We start from the raw sequence: 23,968 nt of genomic DNA on the forward strand, positions 1-23,968 counted from the left end.
AAATGAAATTATTTTTAATCCTTGTCTTACTGGCAAACCGTGCTTGTGCACACGTTGTCGATTCGCTGGAATTCGGTGTTTTCGGTAAGATAAAAGTTTATCAGCCTGCAACGCCTCCAAAACAGCTGGTACTATTTGTGAGTGGGGACGGCGGCTGGAACAGCGGCGTTGTTGATATGGCTTTGAGTTTTGTCGATCTGAACGCCACGGTAATTGGCATAGACATCAGGAGTTATCTTGGAAATTTGAGTAAAACAAAGGCTGCGTGCTATTACCCCGCCGCGGATTTTGAAAATCTCAGTAAGTTCATTCAGAAAAAGTATCACTTTAAAAACTATTCAAATCCCGTTTTGCTGGGCTATTCCTCAGGCGCTACTTTGGTCTATGGTATATTGGCACAATCTCCTTCAAACACTTTTTCGGGTGCTATTGCGCTTGGATTTTGTCCTGATTTGCAAATTTCCAAACCGTTATGTACCGGTTCAGGATTGTAATTACATGCGCTGGGCGGTACGAAGGGGTTTTATCTTGAAGCCAATGCCAATTTGCAAGAGCCGTTTTATGCCTTGCAGGGAACCACCGATCAGGTATGTGATTTTAAAGCGACTGCCCGTTTCGTAAAGGAAATCCCTAATGCCAGACTGATAGCCCTTAGTAAGGTTGGACATGGTTTTTCTGTTAAAAAGAACTGGGTTCCGCAAATGAACCGGGCTTATGGGGAGATCATGACGAGGATTTCCGCTGAAACTGCAAAGGATAAAGAAGAAATTGAAGAAAACCAGATGAAAGAACTGCCGATCCATATTACATCGTCTCCATCAAATCCCGGGAAACCGATGTTTTTTTTTATAACCGGTGACGGCGGATATGCCAGTTTTGATAAATCGTTTTGCAGCGCGCTCGCCGCCAATGGAATGCCTGTGGTTGCGCTGGATGCTTTGAAATATTTTTGGAATGAGAAGACGCCGGCGTCTACAACCGCGGATGTTGAGAAACTGATCAATCTGTATAAGAATAAATGGCAGAACGAAAAGATAGTCCTGATTGGCTATTCATTTGGCGCCGACGTGCTTCCGTTTGTTTTTAACAGAATGGATAAAAAGTTACAGGAAAATACAAAATTACTGGTCATGTTATCGCCCGCGCCCGAAGCTGATTTTGAAATACATATCACCGATATGCTTAACCTTTCGCTGGGAGGTAAGCAGTATGACGTGATTTCTGAAATTGACAAGATGAAAAATGTTAAAGCCCTGTGCGTCTATGGCTCGGAAGAAGAAGCTGAGATTAAAGGAAAAACGGCCAATCCGGATCTTAGTTTTTCGACAATTCCTGGCGGGCACCACTACGACAACCTGTTTAAGGAACTGGTAGAAATGATAGCAGAGAAAATCGGGAAGTAATTGAAAGGTAAATATTTAAGTTCTCAATAGCGCGATTGTTTTGAATGTTTCTTAATTATGGAAAAATATTTGTTGGTACTGAAAAACCAGCAAATATTTTGTCACCTTAGTTAATCAAAAGAAAACGACCAGTCAATGACCGGCCGTTTGTCTGAATTATTATTAACCTATGATAAAATGTCTGGCACGAACCTGGTTTTCGTGTCAGATTTTGATTCCGAAGGAGAGCACGAAGCTACGCCCGTCGGAGGTCCAGATTCCTGCCCCCGGATACATCGTTGGTCTTTTTGTATAATATTTTTTGTCCAGAAAATTGTTAACTCCGAATCTTAATGTGTAGTTTTTGGCAATACGCAATGTGCCGTTGAAATCCCATATTCCATAGGAAGGTACTTTTCCCTTCGCTCCATTGGCGGAAGGCGTCACGGTATTCAGGGCATCTGAAAATAATTCGCTTACATAGCTGTACTGTAAAGTCGCGAACAGTTTGTTGTGGGCGAATTGCAAACCATTTCTGCTGATCCATGTAGGCACGCCTTCCAGTTTATTTCCTTTCACATCCGTGTTTTCATTGTTAAGCACAGATCTGCCTTTCAAATAATGCGCATCGAAATAAGACGTAGAGGTGAAAACGGAGAGTTCCGTTTTGTTTCCTTTCGCTCCGTTTTTCGTAAATGGGGTATACTCTGCATACAGTTCAACCCCTTTTGTCATGGTGTTTCCTGTATTGGTTCTCAAAATATAAGCCTTTCCCGGGTCGTCTGATAAAGCCAGCGTCCCCATCCGGTTTTTGTATAGCATCTGAAAAATGCTCAGATCATAGGAAAACGCGGTGCCGATTTTTCCGTTAATCCCTGCTTCCAGATTATAGCCTTTGGCATCTTTCAGACTTTTGTCAACCTGCTCCAAAACAGAACCGGGGATAATATCTTTGAAAACGACCGGGCGATAAGCCTGTGAAAAACCTGCATAGATGCGGCTGTCGGCTCCAAGTTTATATTGTGAGCTGATGCCGAAAAGCGGGAATTTGTGCTTGATGCTGTTTGGCAGGGCTTCGGGCTGGTAATAGGTAATTGTGCCGGTCATATCCGTAGTTCCGCTTTCTAGACGAAACCCCGGCGAAACGGTTAGTTTTGGGGTGATGTAAAGCAAATTTTCTACAAAAAAAGCGACATTGGTCGTTTTCATATGAAGGTCTCTGCCCCAAACCGGGTTCGTTAGCGTCAGGTCAAAATCACTTCCGGTCGTACCTTTTCCAAGCTGCCTGCGGCGCAGGTGATTTTTCATCAACTGAACCCCGCCCGAGACAAAACTGGTAAGCCCGGCGATACGGTATTGATGGACAAGACGCAGTTCGGAGGTGAAACTCTTGAAATTATCGATGTCGACCTGTCTTGGTTTGTACTGATTGGTAGCCGGATCAATTACATCGGGAACATTTGCAAAGGCATCGATCATGACACTGTTTCTGCTACCAAAAACACCGGAATTTGTCAGACGCAGTTTGGTCGAGGGATTTAGTTTCCAGTCGATAACAACAGAAGGAATATAGATATCCGGATTGAAATAATTACGAGAACGCGTTGCCTGCCGTGAATCCTGTGCAAACATGGCGTCTGTTAGCGGCCCGGGAATTTGGTAAACATAGGATGAACGGCCTAGCTCAGCTTTTATTTTCAATGATTTACTGAATTCATAAGTTAAACTGGCAAACTGAGATTGGGCATCCGACTTCGAATTTTTACGGTATCCGTCCGAATGTCTTTTTTGATAGTAGGCAGAATAAGTTAACTTTCCCACCTTTCCGCTGATGGCATTGTAGGAACTGAACAAACCAAATGAGCCGCCGGAATTGATCGTTTCAAAAGAAAATGCTTTGGTGGTGTCAGGCTGTTTGGTTACGTAATTGATCATCCCGCCAAACTGGGCACCGTATTGCAACGAAGCCGATCCGCGAACGAGCTCGATACGCTCGATGGATTCCATGGTCGGGCTGTAATGGCTGGCTGGGTATCCATACATATCGGAATTGGTGATAATGCCATTCTGCCGGATGTTGTATTCCCATGAACGATGGGGGTCAAGGCCGCGGGTTGAGATGTTAATCTGGTTGCCGCTTCCGTCCATATCATAGACAAATACGCCGGGAATTTTTGCAAAAATCTGTCGACCGGTTTTTTCGGAGATATTGGCGTTGACGCCTCCGAGTTGAATCACCTCATTTTTCTTTCCTGCCGACAGATAAACGCCATGCACATCAGGTAGGCGTTCTACCTGAATGCTGTTTTTCTTTTCTTGGATAACAACCTCTTCCAGTCTCTGAATATCTTCACGCAGTGTGACCGTTACATGATTACGCTGGTTGGCAATAATTTTTGTTCCTAGTTTTTGCGAGAAATAGCCAACTGAAGAAATATGAAGGGTTTGTTCGCCAAGGGGTAGCGCTTCAATAGTAAAAAAGCCTTCCTTGTCTGTTAATGCACCTTTTTTTGTCTCTTCAACGCGTATACTGACACCTTCAATCCCTAATCCGTTTCCGCCAATAATTCTGCCTGTAAGTGAACTCTGCGCATAACAGACAATATGCATCAGCATTAAAAAGGATAAAGTCAAAATCCGTCGCTGATCCGTTTTAGAAAGGGGTGTGTATTTTTTTAATGTAAAATTTTTCAAGAGCATATGGGCCTTTTAAAGATCTGATTGATAGTATTGCAGTCAGGTGTGTTTATTCGTTCCAATAGCGGGAATAGACAATCATGCAGGACAAAACTCCGACGTACAAACTATTTCCCGATATAGAATTGATCTATATCGAAAACAGTAAACCGGGAAAAATGCCTGATGGGTTTTCCTGAGAATTAAAAACAATAATCTAAATCAGATCCGGGGGAGGAGACTGTATGCTTACAGCGGGTATTAGCGGGCGTTCAGCCACATAATGGTAGGTTACGGGCGAAGACCATTCAAAAAAGTAGAATGTATGTTTCCGGCCAATAGCCATGTATTCTTTCAGGAAGTTTTTAAGAATGGAAAGTGGTACTCCTTTATGAGTGTTGTTATGGGTACGGGCTTCGTCGTCAAATGTAGAAACCAGGCTCCAAAAGCGTTCCCGCGCGGTCTGGCTAAATTCGCAGTGCACGTACAAAGTGTCATTTACAATTTGCTTGGAAACGATTTTGTAATATTCGTTACCCCTCAGAACCTCTTCGTCAGAGGGCTCCGGATGCTGCCAGTTATTTAAATAAGGCATTGCCAATGGAAACTTCAACAACAGATCGTTATCATTTGATATGTCTGTCCGGTTTTGCTCTTCACTCATTCCCAGTATATTATATATCGGAAACCCCATCATGTTAAAGAAGAGGAGTCCGAAAAGTAATATGGAAACGAGTGTTTTCACACGGCCGGGTTTTTGATCGAAATACTGACTACGACAAATATACTTTGAAGCCGATGAAATTCAACGCTTTATAGCCCGGCCTTAAAAAATATAGCCATGTTTAACCTGTGTTAACGCACAATTTTCTTTGTCGCAGTTTTACCGGTTTCGTCCACAGCTTTGATAATGTATAAGCCACTCACCGTTTGGCGCAGATCAAGTTGTTCACTCCATTCGAGGCTTTTTGCCGATGTTTTGATCTCTTTTATAACGGTACCTTCCAGATTGATCAATTGAATTTTTAGTGTTGTAGGATTTTTGCTCGATACTTTCACCGTCAGATAATCCTGCGTTGGTACCGGATAGGCTTCGATGACCAGCGTTAACGCATCATAATTTTTATCAGGATTTGAAGTGATAATACCAGATTCGGTTGCGGGCACGTATGGAGGGATTTCGACCGTAGGCCCGGGTTTATCCACGACCACAATCACGCCTTCGCGATAGGTTTCGGAAATTTTGATACCATTTCTCCACTCATCAATAACGACCGAATAGACATATTTCCCTAACGCTTCCGGGGCATTCCAGATCAGTTTTTTATCTGCTTGATCGATCGAAAATGTTCCGGTTTTGCTTACATCATTAGGATAAACATAGTTGTAATCAAGCAAACGAACGCCGCAGGTACCGGGAGAAGGGGAACTTAGTTTCTGTAAATGGGCTGATGTACTATCGGAATCGCTGTTGATTGGTTTTAAGTCTATTTTGAGCACCTGTTTGGCACCCGTAGAAAATAACGGATCGGGTAATTCCGGCGTGTTATTGGAAACGGATGTATTGATTACGGTCCATAGAAACATTTCTGTTGCATGGCCCGAATAATTGAGCATGCCGTCTGTCCGGTTTGTCAAGGATGAGGAAATCTGAAAAACACCAGTGGACGGATAGGTATGTGTTAATTCGTAAATTCCAACCGAAACGCTCTTTGAATCCCCCGTCAACTCGGTATAGCTGATTCTGTCCGCCTGTGCGGTATTACCATCACCAAAACAGACCAGAACATTGTTTTGACTGTCAGCCGTCTGGCCGCCACCCACTGCATCGAAATAAAGCTGAACCCTGATTTTATAGGTTAAGCCGGAAGTATTGGTTGCACGTATATTACCACCAAGCAAATGCGTTGCTGAGCAAATGGAAGTGGTTATGAAAAAAAGAAAAAGCGTTTTGTAAAGGGTTTTCATATAGAATAGGGTTTTTCGCTGAGAAGTCTGGATGTAACTCTTCAACGAAAGAAATGGATCAATTCGTATCTGCAATATAATAGAATTGCCTTTGTCGTCAATGGGTTATTTAAGTTTTGAAGAAATACTGATTTTAACCGGCTGATAACCTTTAATCTAGGTTTTTATATTTTTCAAATCGTTGATTTCAGCGTAACGGTGGCGGCGGTTAAACTTTTGGAGTAGATACGATTTTATTATTATAACGATAACCGGCGAAATGTAAATCCTTAGAAATTCAAATATCATGAAACAAAAACGGCCCGGAAAATTTTCCGAACCGTTTTTGTATGTTCACTGTTTCAGCTGGGCTTCCACAACCGCAATAGCCACCATGTTAACGATTTCACGTACCGAACTGCCCAATTGAAGGACGTGTACCGGTTTTTTCAGTCCCAAAAGAATAGGGCCGATCGTTTCCAGATTTGCCGCCTCCTTCAATAAGTTATAGGCAATATTACTGGCCGAAAGGTTTGGGAAAATTAACGTATTGGCTCCTCCGTCGACCAGATCACTAAACGGGTGATGCTGTTTTAGGAGCTCCGTGTTGAAAGCCAGATGCGCCTGCATTTCACCTTCCACGATCATATCAGGGTTTCGTTTTTTCAGGATAGCCGCAGCTTCACTCATTTTCTCGGCATCAACACCGCGGGCACTTCCATAGTTGGAATAGGTTACCAGCGCAAGTCTTGGCTGGATGTTAAACCTTTCGACGGTTCTTGCCGTGAGCTCTGCAATCTCCACGATGTCATTGACACTTGGGTCCAGATTAACGGTCGTGTCCGAAAAAAAGAGCGGTCCGCGTGGTGTAAGCAAAATGTACATACCCGCCACTTTGTTGACATGGTCCTGTTTCCCGATCACATGTAAAGCCGGGCGAATGGTGTCGGGATAAGTCCTTGTTAATCCCGAAATGAATGCATCCGCATCGCCGTTCTCAACCATCATGGAGCCAAAATAACTGCGATAGTAAATCGCCCGTTTGGCTTCAAGCGGCGTCATTCCTTTGCGTTTTCTTTTTTCAAAAAGTTTGGCAGCATAAGCATCGATGATCTCTGAATTTTCGTCGGCGCGTGGATCGATGATTTTTACATCCTTCAAATCCAGCTTGCAGTCATCAATCAGCTGAATGATCATTTCTTTGTTGCCAAGCAGAATCGGCGTAGCAATGCCTTCGTCCCGAACCTGTTGGGCGGCTTTCAAAACCTGGAGGTTTTCAGCATCGGCAAATACGACACGTTTTGGCGATAATTTTGCCTTGTTGAGAATAACCCGGGAAAGCTGTTCGTTACGACCCAGCCTGCTGGATAATTCCTGTTCATAAGCGTCCCAGTCGGTGATCACTTTTCGGGCCACACCGGTTTCGATCGCAGCCTTTGCTACCGCAGGTGCCACGGTGGTTAGCAGACGCGGATCAACAGGCTTGGGAATGATATAATTTTTTCCAAAAACAATATTGGTTTCTCCGTAAGCCAGGTTCACGATATCCGGAACGGGTTTGCGGGCCAGGTCTGCCAAAGCATGCACAGCGGCCAATTTCATGGCTTCGTTAATTTCGGTGGCTCTTACGTCCAGTGCGCCCCTGAATATGTATGGAAAGCCCAGTACATTATTAACCTGATTGGGATAATCCGAGCGGCCGGTTGCCATAATGACATCTTCCCTGGCCTCAATCGCGTCCGGATAGGGAATTTCAGGATTTGGATTTGCCATCGCCAGTACGATGGGATCTTTCGCCATCGATCTGACCATGTCCTTTGAAACAATATTGGCAGCCGATAATCCTAAAAACAAATCGGCACCGATCAGTGCATGTTCCAATGAATCATAGGCAACATCGGTCGCGAACTGTTTTTTCATGCTGTTAAGGTCGGTACGTCCATTGTGGATATGACCTTTAGTGTCAAACATGGCGATATTGTCCGGTGTGGCGCCGAGCGAAAGGTATAATTTGGTACAGGATACGGCAGAAGCACCCGCGCCGGAAACCACAATTCTGATGTCTGCTATATTCTTTTTAACGATCACCAGGGCATTAAGCATTGCAGCCGCGCTGATGATGGCGGTTCCGTGCTGGTCATCATGCATGACCGGAATATTGAGCTCTTTTTTTAAACGTTCTTCGATTTCGAAACACTCTGGCGCTTTGATATCTTCAAGGTTGACTCCTCCAAAAGTAGGTTCCAGAATTTTAACAGTTCTGACAAACTCATCAACATTTTTCGTATTCAGCTCGATATCAAAAACGTCAATATCCGCATATATTTTAAAAAGCAAACCTTTTCCTTCCATCACAGGTTTGGAAGCCTCGGGGCCAATATCGCCCAATCCTAAAACCGCCGTACCATTGCTGATAACTGCAACCAGATTGCCTTTTGCCGTGTACAAATAAGCGTTTTCGACATTCTCGGCGATTTCGAGGCAAGGCTCGGCAACGCCGGGGGAATAGGCCAGAGAAAGGTCTCTTTGCGTATTGTATTCTTTGGTGGGAACTACCTGAATTTTGCCAGGTCTGCCTTTGGCGTGGTACTGCAGGGCATCTTCCTTTCTTATTTTTTTGTTCATACCATTGTGGGAATTTTTCGCGCTAAGGTACAAACATTCATTACAAGGCAATGAAAAAAGCCGGTTATTATAACCGGTTTTTTAACATAAATAGCGTGATGATTTCAAGATCAGAAAGCCTTCTTGGAAGACGATATATTTTTGCTTTCGAATGAAGACTTGGCGAATTTATTTCTCTCTTTTATAATGACCGATCTTCTTTTTAGAAAATGTGCCAGCACCATGTAGGCGATGAACATACCAATGTAAATATACAAAGATGCGGTATTGGAGATATTTCCGTGGAAAGTAAAAAACAAGGCTGTGTTGAGAATGGTGATCATCCAAAGGGTAAACGACGCCCAGAAGTGATTTAAACCCGAGTCAATCAGTATGTGGTGCATGTGGTTTCTATCGGCCACGAAAGGCGAACCTCCTTTGACAATCCGGACAATGAAAACACGCAATGTATCAAAAATAGGGACGATCAAAAGTACCATGACAATAATAGGCGCATTGAAATAAGCCTGACTGTCATTTTTGTAGCCAACGTTCAGCGACAAGAATTCAACGGCGAAAATAGACAGGAGATATCCGATGATCAATGACCCGGTATCACCCATGAATATTTTACTTGTTTTAGAGAAATTAAAACGCAGAAAACCAAGTAAGGAACCAGACATGGCAAAGGCCAGACAGCCGAATGAAAAGTGGTCGTTCAGGATAAACCAGATCCCGAAACCAACACCGGCGATCAGGCTTATGCCGCCCGCAAGACCGTCAATCCCGTCGATCAGGTTAATGGCGTTGATGATGGCGATGAAAATAAATACAGTAAGCGGAATGCTTACAAAATAGGGGATCTGGTGAATGCCAAAAATTCCATAGAAATTATCGACTTTAAAATTCCCCATGGCCACCAGGATCAGCGATGCACAAATCTGTACCAAAAGCTTTTTCGTGGAATCAAGGGCAAGAATATCATCTTTAAGACCCAGGAAAAACAGGATGATAATGCCGGTCATGGACAGGCTTATGATATTGGAGTCAACAATATTCTCCGAATGCGGCCAAAGAAAATAGGCAATTAACGTCGACGCAAAGATGGCGATACCTCCCAATGTTGGTGTTTCTGTCTCGTGCGAGCTCCTGAAGCCTGGTTTTGCAGTTAAATGAAGCAAATTAGACAGGTTGATGATGATCGGAATGGAGATGATAGACAAAAAACAGGCAATAAGGAAAGAAAGGATACATTGATAAACATCATGGTGAACCATGTTGCTAAATGATCCTTCGCTTATTATATATGTTGGTAACTGTAGTTCCATAATTCTGGTTGTTGAACGATCCGATTAAACAATTCTATTTAAATCTGATTATCATCTCAAATTTGATGAATTTCCCGGAAATATTCATGCGCTTTGCCAGGGGAATTCAAAATACTTATTTAATGGCCTGTTGTGATTATTTAAAGGTTTAGTATGTGTTTTCTGTAATTTTTATTCAGATAAACTGTAAAATTTTCCGCACCGGTTTGAGCCAGAGGGTGAAAGGATAAGGTTTCAAACCATTGATCTTCCACGCTTTTCTGTCATTTTTGTTTGCGTTCAGACGGTTTTGAAAATTGCTGTTACTTACACCACCCGTTCGCATTTTGACGATGACACTGGGAACATATGCAGGTTTTATGCCATGCTTGTAAATCATCCGCAGCATCAGCTCGTAATCCGCCGCACTGCCCATATCAAGCCGGAAATCGCCTAGCTTTTCATAACATTTTTTCTTTAAAAAAAACGTCGGGTGGGGAGGCATCCAGCCCATCAAAAAGGCATTGGGTTTATACTTACCCGAGATCCATTTCCTCTTGATAACCGACTCGTCCTGTGCATCCACATAGTTTAAATCTCCGTAACATGCGTCGGCATTGTCTTTTTCTATTGCCCCGACAATTTCGGAAATCACCGTGTTACTTGCGTAAAAATCATCGGCATTTAAGATGCCGATCAAATCTCCTGTCGCCAGTTTAATGCCCTTATTCATGGCATCATAGATCCCCTTATCCGGCTCACTCAGGAATTGATGAATTTTACTACCGTAAGACGCAATCACTTCCTGAGTTCCATCCTTTGAGTTTCCGTCAATAATAATATACTCTATTGAATCAAAATCCTGTTTAAGAACCGATTCAATGCAATGGTTTATGGTTGAAACGCCATTGAAGACAACCGTGATAATACTAACTTTCAATGTGTCAGATTTCTTGTTTTGATAAATGTACAGGGGTTTCCCTGATAAATTCCATACGCTTCCAGGTCCATGGTGGCAACAGAATTCACGGTTAACACCGCATGCGAATGAACCGTTACGCCCGGACAAACAGTGGCCCTGGCACCAATCCAGGCTCCGTCTCCAATCGTTATAGGTTTTACAATCAAATCAAAACTCGTCTTCGTGAAATTATGATTTCCCGTCAATAACATGGCTCCCTGGCTTAGACAGCAATTGTTGCATAAAGTAACGGTTGTGAGGTTGTCAATCCACACATTTTCACCGATCCAGATGTCATTTTCCGCGATAAAAAACCACGGATATTTGATGTTGACCTTTGGTTTAATCGTGACATTTGAACCGATTTTAGCACCGAAAATCCTCAATACCAACACTTTAAAAAACATTGGTATGGGAAGGTATGTATTAATTGTAATTCTTCCTATTATGTGCCATGCAACCTGTTTGAAAATATTCCCAGGTTTGTACCAACTGTTGTTATAACTTGACAGACTGGTTTGGGCTCTGGAGGTCTTTTCCATATTCTGTCCTAAAATGTGATACTATATCATTCTTGCCTTTCCCGGCCCGCTGATACACTTCATAAATCTTGGCATCAACCAGAAACCGGTACCAGAAGCCCTGAAGGAAATGCCAGATCAATCCTTTTTTTCCATCTAAAAAACCTCCTTTTATGACAAACCGGAATAAAAAATACATAAATGGTCTGGTGAAAAGAGGCAGATTTGCATACTTTATTTTAAGATAACGCGTCCGCTGCTCCTGGCTGCCCCAGAAATTGGGTGTAACCGTCTCTTTATTCCCAAAGTTATATTTTATATTTAATAAATCTATAACTTCTCGTATTGCATAATTATTATGTTTCTGTGTCCACCAGGTTAAATTGTTCAAATTATGGTCAACGATATCATTTTGAAGCTGCGCCGTGGTACCGCTGTTTAATTTGATATGCTCGTCCATCCATAGTTCTTCGCAAACGCCAAGTCCGCGGCGCCAGATCCGAAGCAGCCAAATGGGATAATAACCGCCATGATTGATCCACTGGTCCATGAAAACAACGCGTCTTTTGACATATAATCCTGAAATATTTTCGGGGGTCGAGGCAAGGGATGTCTTCAATTCTTCGGCAAGCTCCGGCGTAATGTACTCATCGGCGTCCATGCGCATCAGCCACTGCGTCTGATGCGGATTATGCTGAATGCCGTAGTTAAACTGGAAAGCGTAAGAAACCCACGTATTTTGAACAACAACTGCACCCAGGCCTTCGGCTATTTCGACAGTACTATCGGTTGAATAAGAATCAACGATGAAAATTTTATCCGTGATCAGCAAAAGGCTTTTTATGCAGCGGCCTATGTGTTTTGATTCATTATTCGTTAAAATGATGACGGATAAATCAACCATATGGTGGTCTGAAATTGTGGAAATTGAGGCTTAGTGTATGTTTTACTTTGTCAAAGGTAATTACATTTTTTTAATTTTCTTGTACTCTTCCAATAATTGGTTCGCTACGACAGTTATGTCAAAATTCTCCGTTACCATCTTGAAAGCCTGATTTTTTAATTCATCGGCGTAGGTTTTATCTTGCAATATTTTAAGAAGTCCCTCGGCTACGCCTTCACTTTTCAACGGAGTAAGGTATGAAGCGTTGTATTTTTTGATGTAATCGCCAAAACCAACGCGGTCGGAAACCAGGGTAGGTACTTTGGAGGTCATCGCTTCGAGCACAGCTATCGAAAAACCTTCGGAATAAGAGGGAAGTACGAAAAGATCAGCATCTGACAGGGCTTCTTTTTTGATCGTGTCAGTGAGCATGCCGACAAGTTTTATCCGGTCGCCCAGGTTATGCTTGCTGATAAATGCCTCGGTTTCTGCCTGATATCCATCATCGGGGCCGGCGAGAATTAACACAGCGTTTGGCAGTTTTTGATAAACCTGCTGAAAAGCGGGAAGCAACAGATCCAGGCCCTTTTTTATATTAAGCCGTCCCATGAACAGCACCATTTGCTGGTCCGCACCGATGCCGTGTTTCTTTCTGAAAATTCCCTTTTCAGGTAAATTAATATATTCCGAAACCTTCATGCCGTTTGGAACAATAACCATATTGGCCGGGCGGTAACCCAGATAACGGATCACATCCTGCTCTTCGTCCGTGTTGTTGATCTGAATTAAATCGGCTTTACCGAGAATTCTTTTCTGGTAAAGTGCGGTAACAATATCTTTTTTCCACTTGCTGTGCGCAACGGCCCATTTATCCAGCAAACCGTGGATGGTGATAACCAGTGCAGCTTTATGGGGGATCAGGAACGGAGCGAGACTTCCAAAATGCCAAATCCCGTGCATATGAATGATATCGTACCGGTGAATATTCTTTTTCAGATAATCATACATTTCAATCGAAAACTCACGATAGAAGTTACTGATCGGCGGGGTGCGTTTACAGGGGATCAGTCTGGCGCCTTCGGGAGCCGGGTACATTTTTTCGCCTGGAGTCATCGGACTCAGAATATCCACCTCGTGTCCCTGACTTAATACCTCGGTGGTATGGTCGTAAATAATTCTTGCCGGGCCTCCGATTGCCCAGGTATAAGCACAGATATTTAGAATTCGCATAATTTTGTAATGTGTGATAACCTGCTATCGGTTGACAGATATTCGTCGTGTCAACCTAAATTTTTGTAACAGGCGACCATTTCTTTGGCTACGGTTTTTGATGAAAATGGTTTTACTAATGCCAGCGAGACTTCACCCATCGGGCCTATTTTTTCAGGATGATCGGCAAAGAACTGCATGGCATTTTCCAATTGTGATTGGTTGTCGGGATTGAATGTAAAGCCGTTCAGGTTGTTTTTTACAAGGTCTTCTGCACAGCCGCACTTTTCAGATACGATAACGGGCATGCTGCATACCATGGCTTCATTCACGACAAGACCCCATGGTTCCGACTTGCTGGGCAATATCAATACGTCACTTTTAGCAAGCCATTCCGGTACTCTATACCAAGGATGGCCGCCTGCAAAGATGATGCTTTTATTTTGAAGATGATCTCCGGATAATAATTCAAGATTTTTTCGCGCAGGGCCATCTCCCACAAACAGCAGATTCCATTGCGCACCGGCTGATTTTTCTTTTATTGCTTTAAATGCCTCGATTAACATTTCGAGATTTTTTTCCGCTGCCAGTCTGCCGACATAAACAAATTGACGGTTTATTTCGGAGGGCACGTTATGGTTCACGGCACCCCTGGCCTGATCAAAATTAGTCCTGACGATGTCTTCATCAATAACCGCGGCGTGCCTGGCAGCGATCTGTGACTCTTTCACACCCAGGGAAAGCAGATAATCCGCAGAAGATTTTCCAAAACAGAAAAAAGCGTTGGCATTGCTGACGATCCAGCTTTTGATCTTTTCTTTGACGGCGGACCTGTTGTGGTCCATCGTCGATGATTCCGAAGAAAGTACGACTTTAACGCCTTTCATGCGGGCGTAAACCATCAGCGCAATCTGGGCATAGTCAAAGTAACCGGTTACATTTAAAATCGTCGGTTGGAATTCATTGAAGGTTTTAAATAAGGCTTTCGTCCGTTCCTTGAAACCTACGGAATCCAGACTTCGGTTGAATAAAACCTGATAAGGATAATCATATTTGACCGTCTCGTCGTCCTTCATTACACTTCTGCTTGCCTCGTGCAGGGCAATATGTGCAACGGAAAATACGCTTTCTGGTTCGAAAGAACGCAGGTTGGAATAGATTTCACTAAAAAGTTTAGACTTATAATGCGCCCATAATTGATTGTGAATAACCAGTATACGCATTATTGTTTCGGGTTAAAATAGTCGAGAAATAGGGGATAGAGGTTGTTCGCCAGAAAAAGCTGACCAGCATCGTTAAAATGCACAACATCCATTTTTCGGTATAGCTTTTTGGTTATGCCCAACTGAAATTCGTTAATAAGCCTGACATCGTTGTCTTTCGCAAACTGAATAATTTCATCGCCCTGGTCATTAAAACGGCCGGAATCGATTTCTGAAATTTCGGGATGCAGGTAAATGAAAAACGGTATGGAATTTTCTTTTGCTATTTTCACAAGCTGCTCATAACCCGGGTTAAAACCGGCACCTGACTTTCTGATACCTGCATCAGGGGTTGGCGGCGGTGTAACCGTCACCGAGGTACTATCATCTGTTTTTGGTTTTTGCGCGACGGGATCGGGCTCTTTTTGAGTAGAGAAAAACGGGATACGTTCCGAGTAATATTCTACATAATACGGATACAGGTATTTGTATCGGTCCCATACTTCCAAAATTGCGGATTTATATTGTTTGTCGGGCATGTTTGGATCAATACCTACGACCATTTCATGTCCCATAATGTCATGTGCATCGTGGCTGCTGGTTACCAGACAAATGAGTTTTGCCTTAAAGAGGCCGAATTTTTTAAGATAGGCCGCAACATTATCGGGTCCCCAGGATCCGGCCGAAATATTTAACACACGAACACGCTTGTTTAGTTTGGCAGAGAGCCTCTTTTCCAGGAGACCTGTCGCAAGACTGTCCTGATCAGTCAAACTGCCTCCGTTGACAACCGAATCACCAACTAAAAGAATCACGATCGAATCGGCAGGAGAAACGGGCTCACTACGCATCGAATAATTGTTGGTGCGAACAACATTTCCAAACCGCTTTACTTCCTGATTTGGAGCGTATACATATTCAAAGTCAGGGTCGGAAACGTATAGTGGGGCACTGCAAAATCCGTACTTGAAACGAAGGACAGCCTCGGTAATACCCACAACGATTATCAGAAAAATAATAAACCTGAAAACAAATTTTAGCATAAAGTAATTCTATTTTTGCGATGTTCGCAGATGCAAATTTATAATTACTTTTTCATTTTTGATTTTTTATTGAAATTCACGGCATGATTTCTACCAAATACCGCAAAACAGTTACCTACACATTACTAGGTTTAGTCATATTTTTCATTTTTTGCGGTGGGGTGGTCTTTCCGCCTTTTCACGGATACTATACCACAGACGAAAATTTTGTCGCCGACTCTGGCGTGTTATTGTGGTATGGCAATACGCCACGGGGGCTCGACTGGCCGGCGGCGCCGAGTATGCTTTTTTACTTTATCGCCTTTGGTGCATCCTGTTTTGCATCCATTGTTCAGAACCTGGGCAGCATAAACGGACTGATCTCGGTGTTCGATATTTTTGATAAAGAGGCTTATCAGTTCCTGGCCGACCGGGAGTCGTTTATTTTGTTAGGCAGGGCCTTTCAGATACTTGCGGTTGGGTTAATTCTCTGGCAAGCCACCAGGATTATTTACAAGCGGGAGCACTTTTTACTGACTGATTCGGCCCGTTTTTTTCTGCCAATTGTTTTGATAACCTCAATTTTGGTTCTGGATAATATGCCGGTGCTAAGGCCGGAAGCACTTTCGGGGAATTTGTTTATTTTGTTGATGGCCAGGGTATTATTTGCCAGGTCACTTACGTCACGAGATATCGTTACCGCGTCTGTGATCTTTGGTCTCATACTCGCAGAACGGTTGATATTCGCATTTTTCGTGCCGTTTTTCATCGGTGCTGTGTTTTTACTTGCTGATAAAAACAGGTTCCAGGCCGTTCTGTTTTCATTGCTGGTGATGTTATTGTCCTTTATCGTTTTCTGTCCCTTTATCATTTCCGATACGCTGGTGGTCCTTAAATCGTTTGTGGGTGGCATTATTGCAAAACTCAACGACAAGCCGATGGGGACTTTGTTTAATATGGAATACATCGGTCTGTACTTCAGTCAGCCTGTAAACTATTTAATTCTGGTGTTGAGCGGACTGGGCATTTTTCAATTGCTGAGGACAAAAAAGACGGTTTATTACTTATTGCTGGGTAATATGTTCCTGTTTCTCTTTCTGGTGCTGCGGTCTTCGCTTATTTATGACACCCACGTATTGCCTGCCGCCGTGGTCAACCTGTTTCTGGTTGGTTTGGGGTTAAGTTTCGTGGCCGAAAAAATCAAAGTTTTTGGGCCGAAACTGGCTTTGGCCATGATTGTCATTATCGCTGTCACCAACATTACGGCGTCTTACGGATACCATGCACGCGTCCATAAAAAGGTGAATATGAATGACGCCCATGACTGGATACTCACGTTGCCATCCGGAACTAAAATGCTGCTCAATCCTGAATTTGAGTTTTTTATCCCGAAAACATACAATTGTTTGCTGCGTGAGCAGGAACAAAACATGGACAAACAGAAAATGATTAAGAAGATTAATTTCCTGCTGGGAAACAAAGCGGGTATGGAGGTTAACGGTAACGATCTGCCTATTATAGCCAATGCATTTGCCTTTGAAGACGAAAGACAATATGATACAGAATACAGGATCCTGTTAAAATTCACACCGCAGGAAAAACGAAAAGTGTATGATTATGACATCTATTTTGATGCCATAGAACTGGCAAGTCACAGCATCCAGACTGAAACAGCTTTCAAAGATTTCCGGGATGGAAAATACGAGTACGTGGTAACCGAGAAAAAACTCGACGGTTTGGAACCCATCAAAGTCTTTGACAAAGAATGGGGGAGTCCTTATTACGTTTACAGGGGAGGGAAAAAGTGATTCCGGTAATTTTTTACCTGTATTCGTTATAATATAAAATTTAAATTGTACAAAAGGCTGTTCTTTTAGAATGGCCTTTTTTGTATATTAGATATTGACAATAGCTTGTTGATACTGGCTTAATCATAGGGTAATATAGTCAATGCACTTTTGCCCCCAGATTACGCATTAAGACATATTTTAATTCAGCCGGATTGATTTATTTACCTCATTATAACAGCCAGACCTGGTTCTCAAAACTTTCTTTTAGTACAAAAAATTTATTTCAAACGTTTGCAAAAAATTTCAAACGTTTGCATTGGGGTGTAAGCTATTTTATATTTTTTATATCAATAATACAATTTGTAATTTTGGTGTACAATCTGACTCATTCGGTATACAACCCTTCCTGAATAGTTTATTATCAATCTTTAAATTAAATAATCCACATTATGAGACAAACTCTATTAGTCAGCAAAAGAGGGATCTGCTGTTGCTTTTTGTCCTTCACTGCGGTGCTAAGCCTGAACGCAAATGCGGGCGCACGCTATGAAACTAAGCGACACGATTCCTATTTGTCTGTAAGGACAATAAAAGACATTCCACTAAGTGGAAAGGTAGTGACTGCCAACAATGAGGGGCTTCCCGGTGTGACAGTAGTGATAGCGGGAACAGACGGAAGTAATAAACACGGTACAACGACAAACGAAAAAGGAGAATTTACCTTCAGTGCCCTTGAAGCGGGCAAAAGATATACCATAGATTTCAGTTATATTGGTTTTGAAAAACAAACGATAACAGATTTTTTACTGACGGAATCCAACAACAGCTCCATTAAAGTGACGCTGAAAGAATCAGCGTCGGATTTGAGTGAAGTCGTGGTGGTTGGTTATGGCAGCACGGCCAAAAAAGACATTACCGGGTCGGTGAAATCGCTTAAAAGTTCTGAATTTAATACGGGTATTATCAACTCTCCGGAGCAATTGTTTCAGGGAAAAGTAGCCGGCGTAAACGTAACGTCGGCTACCGGAGAACCAGGTGGTACGGTTAGTATTTCTGTTCGAGGCCCGGGTGGTGTGCGTACGGGAAGTACGCCGCTGTTTGTATTGGACGGACTTGCGCTGGACAACAGCAGCACCGGTGGAGCAACCAACCCGCTTAGCTTTCTGAACCCACAGGATATCGAGTCGATTGATGTTTTGAAAGATGCTTCGGCAACGGCCATTTATGGTGCCAGAGGTGCCAATGGTGTTATTTTGATCACAACCAAAAAGGGTAAGTCCGGTGCGGCAACCGTTAATTACTCAGGCAGTTTTGGTATTTCAAAAATGGCCAGACCATTGGATATTTTGTCCGCAGATGCATTCCGTACCGAGGTAACCAAGTTAGGCGGTACGCTGATCGATGGAAAAGGTGATACCGACTGGCAAAAGGAAATTTCCCGTACCGGAATTACGCAAAATCATAATGTATCCCTTGGCGGAGGAACCGACAAACTGACGTATTATGCTTCGGTAGGCCTACAAAAACAGGAAGGTATTCTTAAAAACAGTAATCTTGACCGGTATACAGGTAGAATTAACCTGAATCAAAAGTTGTTGAACGACCGTGTAAGTCTGGATATCAACTTGAATGCAACCAATACGAAAAACCTGCGTCCTACTCAGGGGATGATCGGTGCCGCCATTTCGGCAAATCCAACCTATCCTGCATACGATGATAAAGGCCAGCCGTTCCAGTATGTTGATGGTACCAACCCTTTAATTACGTTGGCATTGGAGAAAGACTTAACTACTACCAACCGTGTGATCGGTAATATTTCTCCTTCTGTGACGATTATCAAAGGACTTGTCTACAAGCTGAATTTTGGTATCGATAATTCAACTTCGACACAGGATCTCCAATCACTCGCCAACAAGGTGCCTTTTCAGGATGGTCGTTTGGAAACCAGGGACGTAAGAATCAGCAACAGACTGGTCGAAAACTATATCACCTATACCATCGACAAGAATAACCATAACTTCTCTGCGTTGGCGGGTCATTCTTATCAGAAAATATCGGGGCGAAAAAGGACTTACAGCATCAACAAATTTCCTGTGGGCGGGGTAGAACCTATCTACAACCCGGGCGTTGGACAGGACCTAACTCTGCTTAACAACCGACCAACGGGAGAGGCGCCGCTGAACGAGCTGCAGTCATTCTTTTCAAGGGTTAACTATGCCTTTAAAGACAAATATCTGGTAACAGCGACGGTTCGTGTGGATGGTTCTTCGAAGTTTGGTGCCAATAACAAATACGGGGTTTTCCCATCATTCTCGTTGGGATGGAGACTTTCTGAGGAAAATTTCCTTAAATCATCTGCTTTCAGCGACTTGAAAATCCGTGCGGGCTGGGGACAAACTGGTAACCAGGAAATCCCTTCCAAAATTACCCAGGCGTTGTTTACTTCAACCATTACGGACAAAACAACCTATCCTTTATTTAACTCAGGTGCTTATTTTGCCGGAACGACCTACGCGCGTCTAGCCAACCCCAATATCCAGTGGGAGACTTCAGAGCAAACCGATTTAGGTATTGATTTCGCCCTTTTAAAAGGCGCATTGAGCGGATCGGTTGACTATTTCAGAAAAACATCTGAAAAGATCCTTCTGGAAGTTATTCCTTCCGATCCCGTGCAGCCGGCTGGTACTTTCTGGACCAATGTTGACAATATGAAAATTATCAATGAAGGCGTAGAAGTTGATCTGGCATACAGAAAGTCACTTGCCAACGGACTGAGATTTGGTCTGGCGGGTAACATCACTTTTATTAAGAACAATGTAAAAAATTCTCCTTATTCGGTGATTCCTTCAGGCGCTGCCCAAGGATCGGGGCTTACTTCGGCAACGATCAACGGTTATATAAGCGGAGAACCTATCGGTACTTTTTATCTGAAAGAGTTTACAGGTTTTGATGATAAAGGTATCAGCAAGTTCAGAGATGTTGACGGAGACGGCATTATCACAGATAAGGACCGCGTTGCGTCAGGATCAGCCCTTCCGACTAAAATGTACAATTTCAGCGGAAACATCGGCTATAAAGGATTTGACCTTACTGCCAATTTTAACGGTGTATCAGGAAACAAACTTTATGACAACACAGCCAACTCCAATTTCTACAAACTGAGATTGTCAAAAGGACTTAATGTGATACCTGAGGCCTTCGAAAATACCGCAGAATCAATCAGTAACTCCGCTCCGGTATCGACGCGTTACCTGAAAAATGGCGCCTTTTTAAGATTGAACAACCTTGCACTGGGTTACAACGTGAACACAACCGCTTTGGGAATCAATAAGTGGGTGCAGACGATCCGTGTTTCGATAACGGGCCAGAACTTGTTTGTTGCCACCAAATACAACGGCTACGATCCTGAGGTGAACAACGACAGATCGATTAACGGTATCACTTCATACGGTATCGATTATCTGAGCTATCCAAAAGCGAAGACGGTGATTTTTGGTTTAAATATTGGTTTTTAATCTTACGACAATGAATAAGAAATTACCCATCATACTGACGGTTGCAAGCATGCTGATGATTACCAATGCTTGTACCGATTTGAAAGAACAAGTGCTGGACGAAACGTTGGGTTCAACACTTACGGACGAACAGACTGCCAATGGACTTATTGCGCCGGTTTATGCACTTTTGCCGGAGTTGCACACCCACACCAAATATTTCGCTTTACAGGAAATATCTACGGATGAGGCGATTTTGCCTTATCGCGGCGGGACGGACTGGGGTGACAATGGTATTTATCTGGCTTTGCATGCCCACAACTCTACCAGTACGGATCCGAACATCAAAGCAACCTGGGACCAACTTGTGCAAAGTATTTCCAGATCTGTTACGGCGATCACGACTTTGGCTACTGCCAAGGACGCCAACTCGGCTTTATACCTGGCGGAAGCACGTGGGATGAGAGCTTACTATTCTCTGCTGACGCTGGATTTGTTCGGCATTGTTTTCGTGAAAGAGGATCCGGGAACGCCTTCTACGATTATTCGTGGTGCTGAGGCGGTTTCCTATATCGAAAAAGAATTGCTTGCCATCGAACCGCTTGTTCAGAATAAAGCAACGGTAGGCCCTGGAAGGCTGACAAAGGCAGCGGTTTGGGGACTTTTGTCAAGATTGTACCTAAATGCAGCCGTATACCGTGATATCTATGCGGCTCAGTTTACTTTCGCCAGCGGTGATATGGATAAAGTAATCGAATACACGAACAAAATTATCGCATTGGGTGATTACAAATTATCAGCGGATTATTTCTCAATTTTCGGGAATGCAAACCATGATAATGCGGAATTGATCTTTGCCGTGGACCAGCGCCCTGACCTGAACGGACATAACCGTCTTGCTTATTTCTCGCTTTCCGGCGACCAGTTTCCTTTGGCGACTTTTCCGGGCGCAAACGGTACGGACGGCCCTGCGATCACTTCGGACTTTTATCAGAGCTGGGTGCAGGCCTACGGAACGGAGGATCCAAAACGTGATCCGCGTTTTTATCAGGAAAACATGTCGGCTTATTCAAACCCGGCCGATACCTGTATTGCCGATGCCAGCTACAAGATCAACCGCGGGATTCTTCGCGGGCAGCAATATGGTGCAGTACGTGTAAACGGAGCATTTTTAAGATGTCCTGATGGGAAACTGAGAATCGGTAAACTGACAAACCTGAGTCGTAACCGTGCAGATTTGCCGGTGATTTTTACAGAAAAGATTGACTTCACGACGGCCGGTAGTACTTACAGTTCAGGATATCGTGTTGAGAAATACGAGTTCAGCCGCGTGTCGGATACGGGTAGAAACAAAGGCGAAGCGGATATCTCCATCTTGCGTCTGGCTGATATTTACCTGATGCGTGCGGAAGCCAAGTTGCGGAAAAGTGCTGGTGATGCAACAGCTTTGGCTGACGTAAATACCGTGAGAGCGGCAAGAACGGCTACAACACCTGCGCCTGCACTTACTTCAATCACACTGGATTTGTTGTTCCGTGAGAGAGGTTTTGAATTGTACTGGGAAATGGTGCGTCGTACCGACATGATCCGTTTCGGGAAATATGAAGGCACCTGGACTGAAAAGACCAATAAAGATGTGCACAAACGTATTTTCCCGATTCCGCAAACGGCAATCGACGGAGCTTCAAACCTTCCGGGCTATATGAAGCAGAACACGGGTTATTAATATCCGGCGATTAAGCTGATCTTTTTAGTTACTTATGAAAAGAGTTTTGCGGAAATTTTCTGCAAAACTCTTTTTGTTTATGAAGTTGTTTAAACTTATTTGAGGTAAATAAATAGGTAGAAGTAATATTTATTTACCTCATTTTTTGTTTATTGAATGGTATTTAAACGGAAACCCTGTATGAAGCGTGACTTGACAAAATGGATCATTGCCCTGGGTTTTTTGACCACACTACTGTATTTGGGAAGAGCCCTTTTCATACCGCTTTGCTTTTCTTTTTTGATAAGTTTTGCCTGTTATCCATTATGCCGCTGGCTGGAAGATAAGAAAAGCTGGCCGCGCTGGATGGCGATCACAGCCTGCCTGATGGCGCTTTTTGCATTTGTTGGTGCGTTGACGGCCGTGGCTGTGATTGGTATTGCGGAACTTGCCCATCAGAAGGAGATTATTAACGACCAGTTCCAGTTGGCCAATCATCAGTTCAGACAGTTTATGACGGATCAGTTTTCGATCTCAAAGGAGAGACAGGACCTGTATTTGCAGCAACTGGGAACCGATGTATTGTCCTCCCTTGCAGGCTTGTTAAAATCATTCATGTCCTTTTCAGCCTCTGCCCTGGCTACACTGGTTATCATTCCGGTATTTGTAGCGCTGATATTGGCAAGCCGCGAGATACTGGTGGCTTCATTAATGAGTGCTGTCCCCGAAGAAAGCCGATCAATGTGGCATGAAATTCTGCATGAAAGCATTACTACCTTTTATGAGTTTGTAAAAGGGATGGCCATTGTATACCTGTTCGTCGGGATTATGAACACGGTGGGACTGGTGTTACTGGGAATTCCGAATGCTATGTTTTTTGGATTTTTAGCCTCCATACTCACGATGATTCCCTATATCGGTATCCTGATTGGTGGCGCTGTTCCGGTGGCGTTGGCTTTAACGGATAGTCCGGCGAAGGCGCTGGGGGTGATAACCGTTTTTATCGTCGTCCAGTATCTGGAAGCGAATGTGATTTTTCCGCGTGCTGTCGGGCACCGACTAAAAATCAACACGCTGATGATGCTGGTGTCCCTGATTGCCGGTGGAATTTTATGGGGAGGTGCCGGACTCATACTGACACCTCCGATCATTGGGATCCTGAAAATTATATCGGATAAAATACCTTCATGGCGCCCATTGGCTATTTTGCTTGACGACAAACCGCCATTGTCAAAAGATAATCAAGGAAAAGCCTGAATCAAAAA

The 23,968-nt window shown here is 43.4% G+C and carries 17 protein-coding genes; 6 read left to right on the top strand and 11 right to left on the bottom strand.

What is annotated here, in order from left to right; all coding sequences use genetic code 11:
• Window positions 1-2 precede the first annotated feature (2 nt).
• Window positions 3-494, top strand: a complete 492-nt coding sequence (locus tag RB622_RS17555) for an AcvB/VirJ family lysyl-phosphatidylglycerol hydrolase (RefSeq protein WP_308047888.1) — start codon at window positions 3-5, stop codon at window positions 492-494.
• 51 nt (window positions 495-545) lie between these two features.
• Window positions 546-1,403, top strand: a complete 858-nt coding sequence (locus RB622_RS17560; protein ID WP_308047889.1) for an AcvB/VirJ family lysyl-phosphatidylglycerol hydrolase — start codon at window positions 546-548, stop codon at window positions 1,401-1,403.
• A gap of 204 nt (window positions 1,404-1,607) precedes the next feature.
• Here the strand turns inward: RB622_RS17560 and RB622_RS17565 are convergent, their stop codons facing one another.
• The 11 genes from RB622_RS17565 to RB622_RS17615 form a co-directional block, all read right to left on the bottom strand.
• Window positions 1,608-4,076: a TonB-dependent receptor gene (locus tag RB622_RS17565; RefSeq protein ID WP_308047890.1), complete on the bottom strand. Its 2,469-nt coding sequence runs from the start codon at window positions 4,074-4,076 to the stop codon at window positions 1,608-1,610.
• A gap of 199 nt (window positions 4,077-4,275) precedes the next feature.
• Complete coding sequence (locus RB622_RS17570) at window positions 4,276-4,803, bottom strand: hypothetical protein (RefSeq protein WP_308047891.1); 528 nt, start codon at window positions 4,801-4,803, stop codon at window positions 4,276-4,278.
• 110 nt (window positions 4,804-4,913) lie between these two features.
• Window positions 4,914-6,026 carry a T9SS type A sorting domain-containing protein gene (locus RB622_RS17575; RefSeq protein WP_308047892.1) on the bottom strand — a complete coding sequence of 371 codons (1,113 nt, stop codon included), beginning with the start codon at window positions 6,024-6,026 and terminating at the stop codon, window positions 4,914-4,916.
• 333 nt (window positions 6,027-6,359) lie between these two features.
• Window positions 6,360-8,630, bottom strand: coding sequence for an NADP-dependent malic enzyme (locus tag RB622_RS17580; protein WP_308047893.1), 2,271 nt, complete (start codon window positions 8,628-8,630; stop codon window positions 6,360-6,362).
• 110 nt (window positions 8,631-8,740) lie between these two features.
• Window positions 8,741-9,937 (bottom strand): MraY family glycosyltransferase, encoded by a 1,197-nt coding sequence (locus RB622_RS17585; RefSeq protein WP_308047894.1) that lies wholly within the window; start codon window positions 9,935-9,937, stop codon window positions 8,741-8,743.
• Between the two features lie 175 nt (window positions 9,938-10,112).
• Window positions 10,113-10,856, bottom strand: coding sequence for a glycosyltransferase family 2 protein (locus RB622_RS17590; protein ID WP_308047895.1), 744 nt, complete (start codon window positions 10,854-10,856; stop codon window positions 10,113-10,115).
• Window positions 10,853-11,419, bottom strand: a complete 567-nt coding sequence (locus RB622_RS17595; protein WP_308047896.1) for a WcaF family extracellular polysaccharide biosynthesis acetyltransferase — start codon at window positions 11,417-11,419, stop codon at window positions 10,853-10,855. Before RB622_RS17595 ends, RB622_RS17590 begins: the two co-directional genes overlap by 4 nt.
• A complete protein-coding gene (locus tag RB622_RS17600; protein WP_308047897.1) occupies window positions 11,376-12,302 on the bottom strand; it encodes a glycosyltransferase family 2 protein in 927 nt (308 codons plus the stop codon). The genes RB622_RS17595 and RB622_RS17600 overlap by 44 nt, the downstream gene beginning before the upstream one ends.
• A 60-nt stretch (window positions 12,303-12,362) precedes the next feature.
• Window positions 12,363-13,511, bottom strand: a complete 1,149-nt coding sequence (locus tag RB622_RS17605) for a glycosyltransferase (RefSeq protein ID WP_308047898.1) — start codon at window positions 13,509-13,511, stop codon at window positions 12,363-12,365.
• A gap of 50 nt (window positions 13,512-13,561) precedes the next feature.
• A complete protein-coding gene (locus tag RB622_RS17610; protein WP_308047899.1) occupies window positions 13,562-14,713 on the bottom strand; it encodes a glycosyltransferase family 4 protein in 1,152 nt (383 codons plus the stop codon).
• A complete protein-coding gene (locus tag RB622_RS17615; RefSeq protein ID WP_308047900.1) occupies window positions 14,713-15,735 on the bottom strand; it encodes a hypothetical protein in 1,023 nt (340 codons plus the stop codon). Before RB622_RS17615 ends, RB622_RS17610 begins: the two co-directional genes overlap by 1 nt.
• 83 nt (window positions 15,736-15,818) lie before the next feature.
• On the opposite strand from RB622_RS17615, the gene RB622_RS17620 reads away from it, so the two are divergent.
• The 4 genes from RB622_RS17620 (at window position 15,819) to RB622_RS17635 (ending at window position 23,960) form a co-directional block, all read left to right on the top strand.
• Window positions 15,819-17,522 carry a hypothetical protein gene (locus tag RB622_RS17620; protein ID WP_308047901.1) on the top strand — a complete coding sequence of 568 codons (1,704 nt, stop codon included), beginning with the start codon at window positions 15,819-15,821 and terminating at the stop codon, window positions 17,520-17,522.
• 431 nt (window positions 17,523-17,953) lie between these two features.
• Complete coding sequence (locus tag RB622_RS17625; protein WP_308047902.1) at window positions 17,954-21,019, top strand: SusC/RagA family TonB-linked outer membrane protein; 3,066 nt, start codon at window positions 17,954-17,956, stop codon at window positions 21,017-21,019.
• 10 nt (window positions 21,020-21,029) lie between these two features.
• On the top strand, window positions 21,030-22,724 hold the full coding sequence (locus RB622_RS17630) for a RagB/SusD family nutrient uptake outer membrane protein (protein ID WP_308047903.1): 1,695 nt from the start codon (window positions 21,030-21,032) through the stop codon (window positions 22,722-22,724).
• 180 nt (window positions 22,725-22,904) lie between these two features.
• On the top strand, window positions 22,905-23,960 hold the full coding sequence (locus RB622_RS17635; protein ID WP_308047904.1) for an AI-2E family transporter: 1,056 nt from the start codon (window positions 22,905-22,907) through the stop codon (window positions 23,958-23,960).
• The last annotated feature ends 8 nt before the right edge of the window (window positions 23,961-23,968 follow it).

The organism is Dyadobacter sp. LHD-138, assembly GCF_030929615.1.
Classification (GTDB): Bacteria; Bacteroidota; Bacteroidia; order Cytophagales; family Spirosomataceae; genus Dyadobacter.

Bases quoted from the DNA above. Each gene is read 5' to 3' on its own strand.
- RB622_RS17605 (WP_308047898.1), bottom strand. From the start codon at position 13,511: ATGCGAATTCTAAATATCTGTGCTTATACCTGGGCAATCGGAGGCCCG.
- RB622_RS17620 (WP_308047901.1), top strand. From the start codon at position 15,819: ATGATTTCTACCAAATACCGCAAAACAGTTACCTACACATTACTAGGT.
- RB622_RS17600 (WP_308047897.1), bottom strand. From the start codon at position 12,302: ATGGTTGATTTATCCGTCATCATTTTAACGAATAATGAATCAAAACAC.
- RB622_RS17555 (WP_308047888.1), top strand. From the start codon at position 3: ATGAAATTATTTTTAATCCTTGTCTTACTGGCAAACCGTGCTTGTGCA.
- RB622_RS17610 (WP_308047899.1), bottom strand. From the start codon at position 14,713: ATGCGTATACTGGTTATTCACAATCAATTATGGGCGCATTATAAGTCT.
- RB622_RS17615 (WP_308047900.1), bottom strand. From the start codon at position 15,735: ATGCTAAAATTTGTTTTCAGGTTTATTATTTTTCTGATAATCGTTGTG.
- RB622_RS17575 (WP_308047892.1), bottom strand. From the start codon at position 6,026: ATGAAAACCCTTTACAAAACGCTTTTTCTTTTTTTCATAACCACTTCC.
- RB622_RS17635 (WP_308047904.1), top strand. From the start codon at position 22,905: ATGAAGCGTGACTTGACAAAATGGATCATTGCCCTGGGTTTTTTGACC.
- RB622_RS17595 (WP_308047896.1), bottom strand. From the start codon at position 11,419: ATGGAAAAGACCTCCAGAGCCCAAACCAGTCTGTCAAGTTATAACAAC.
- RB622_RS17585 (WP_308047894.1), bottom strand. From the start codon at position 9,937: ATGGAACTACAGTTACCAACATATATAATAAGCGAAGGATCATTTAGC.
- RB622_RS17625 (WP_308047902.1), top strand. From the start codon at position 17,954: ATGAGACAAACTCTATTAGTCAGCAAAAGAGGGATCTGCTGTTGCTTT.
- RB622_RS17580 (WP_308047893.1), bottom strand. From the start codon at position 8,630: ATGAACAAAAAAATAAGAAAGGAAGATGCCCTGCAGTACCACGCCAAA.
- RB622_RS17630 (WP_308047903.1), top strand. From the start codon at position 21,030: ATGAATAAGAAATTACCCATCATACTGACGGTTGCAAGCATGCTGATG.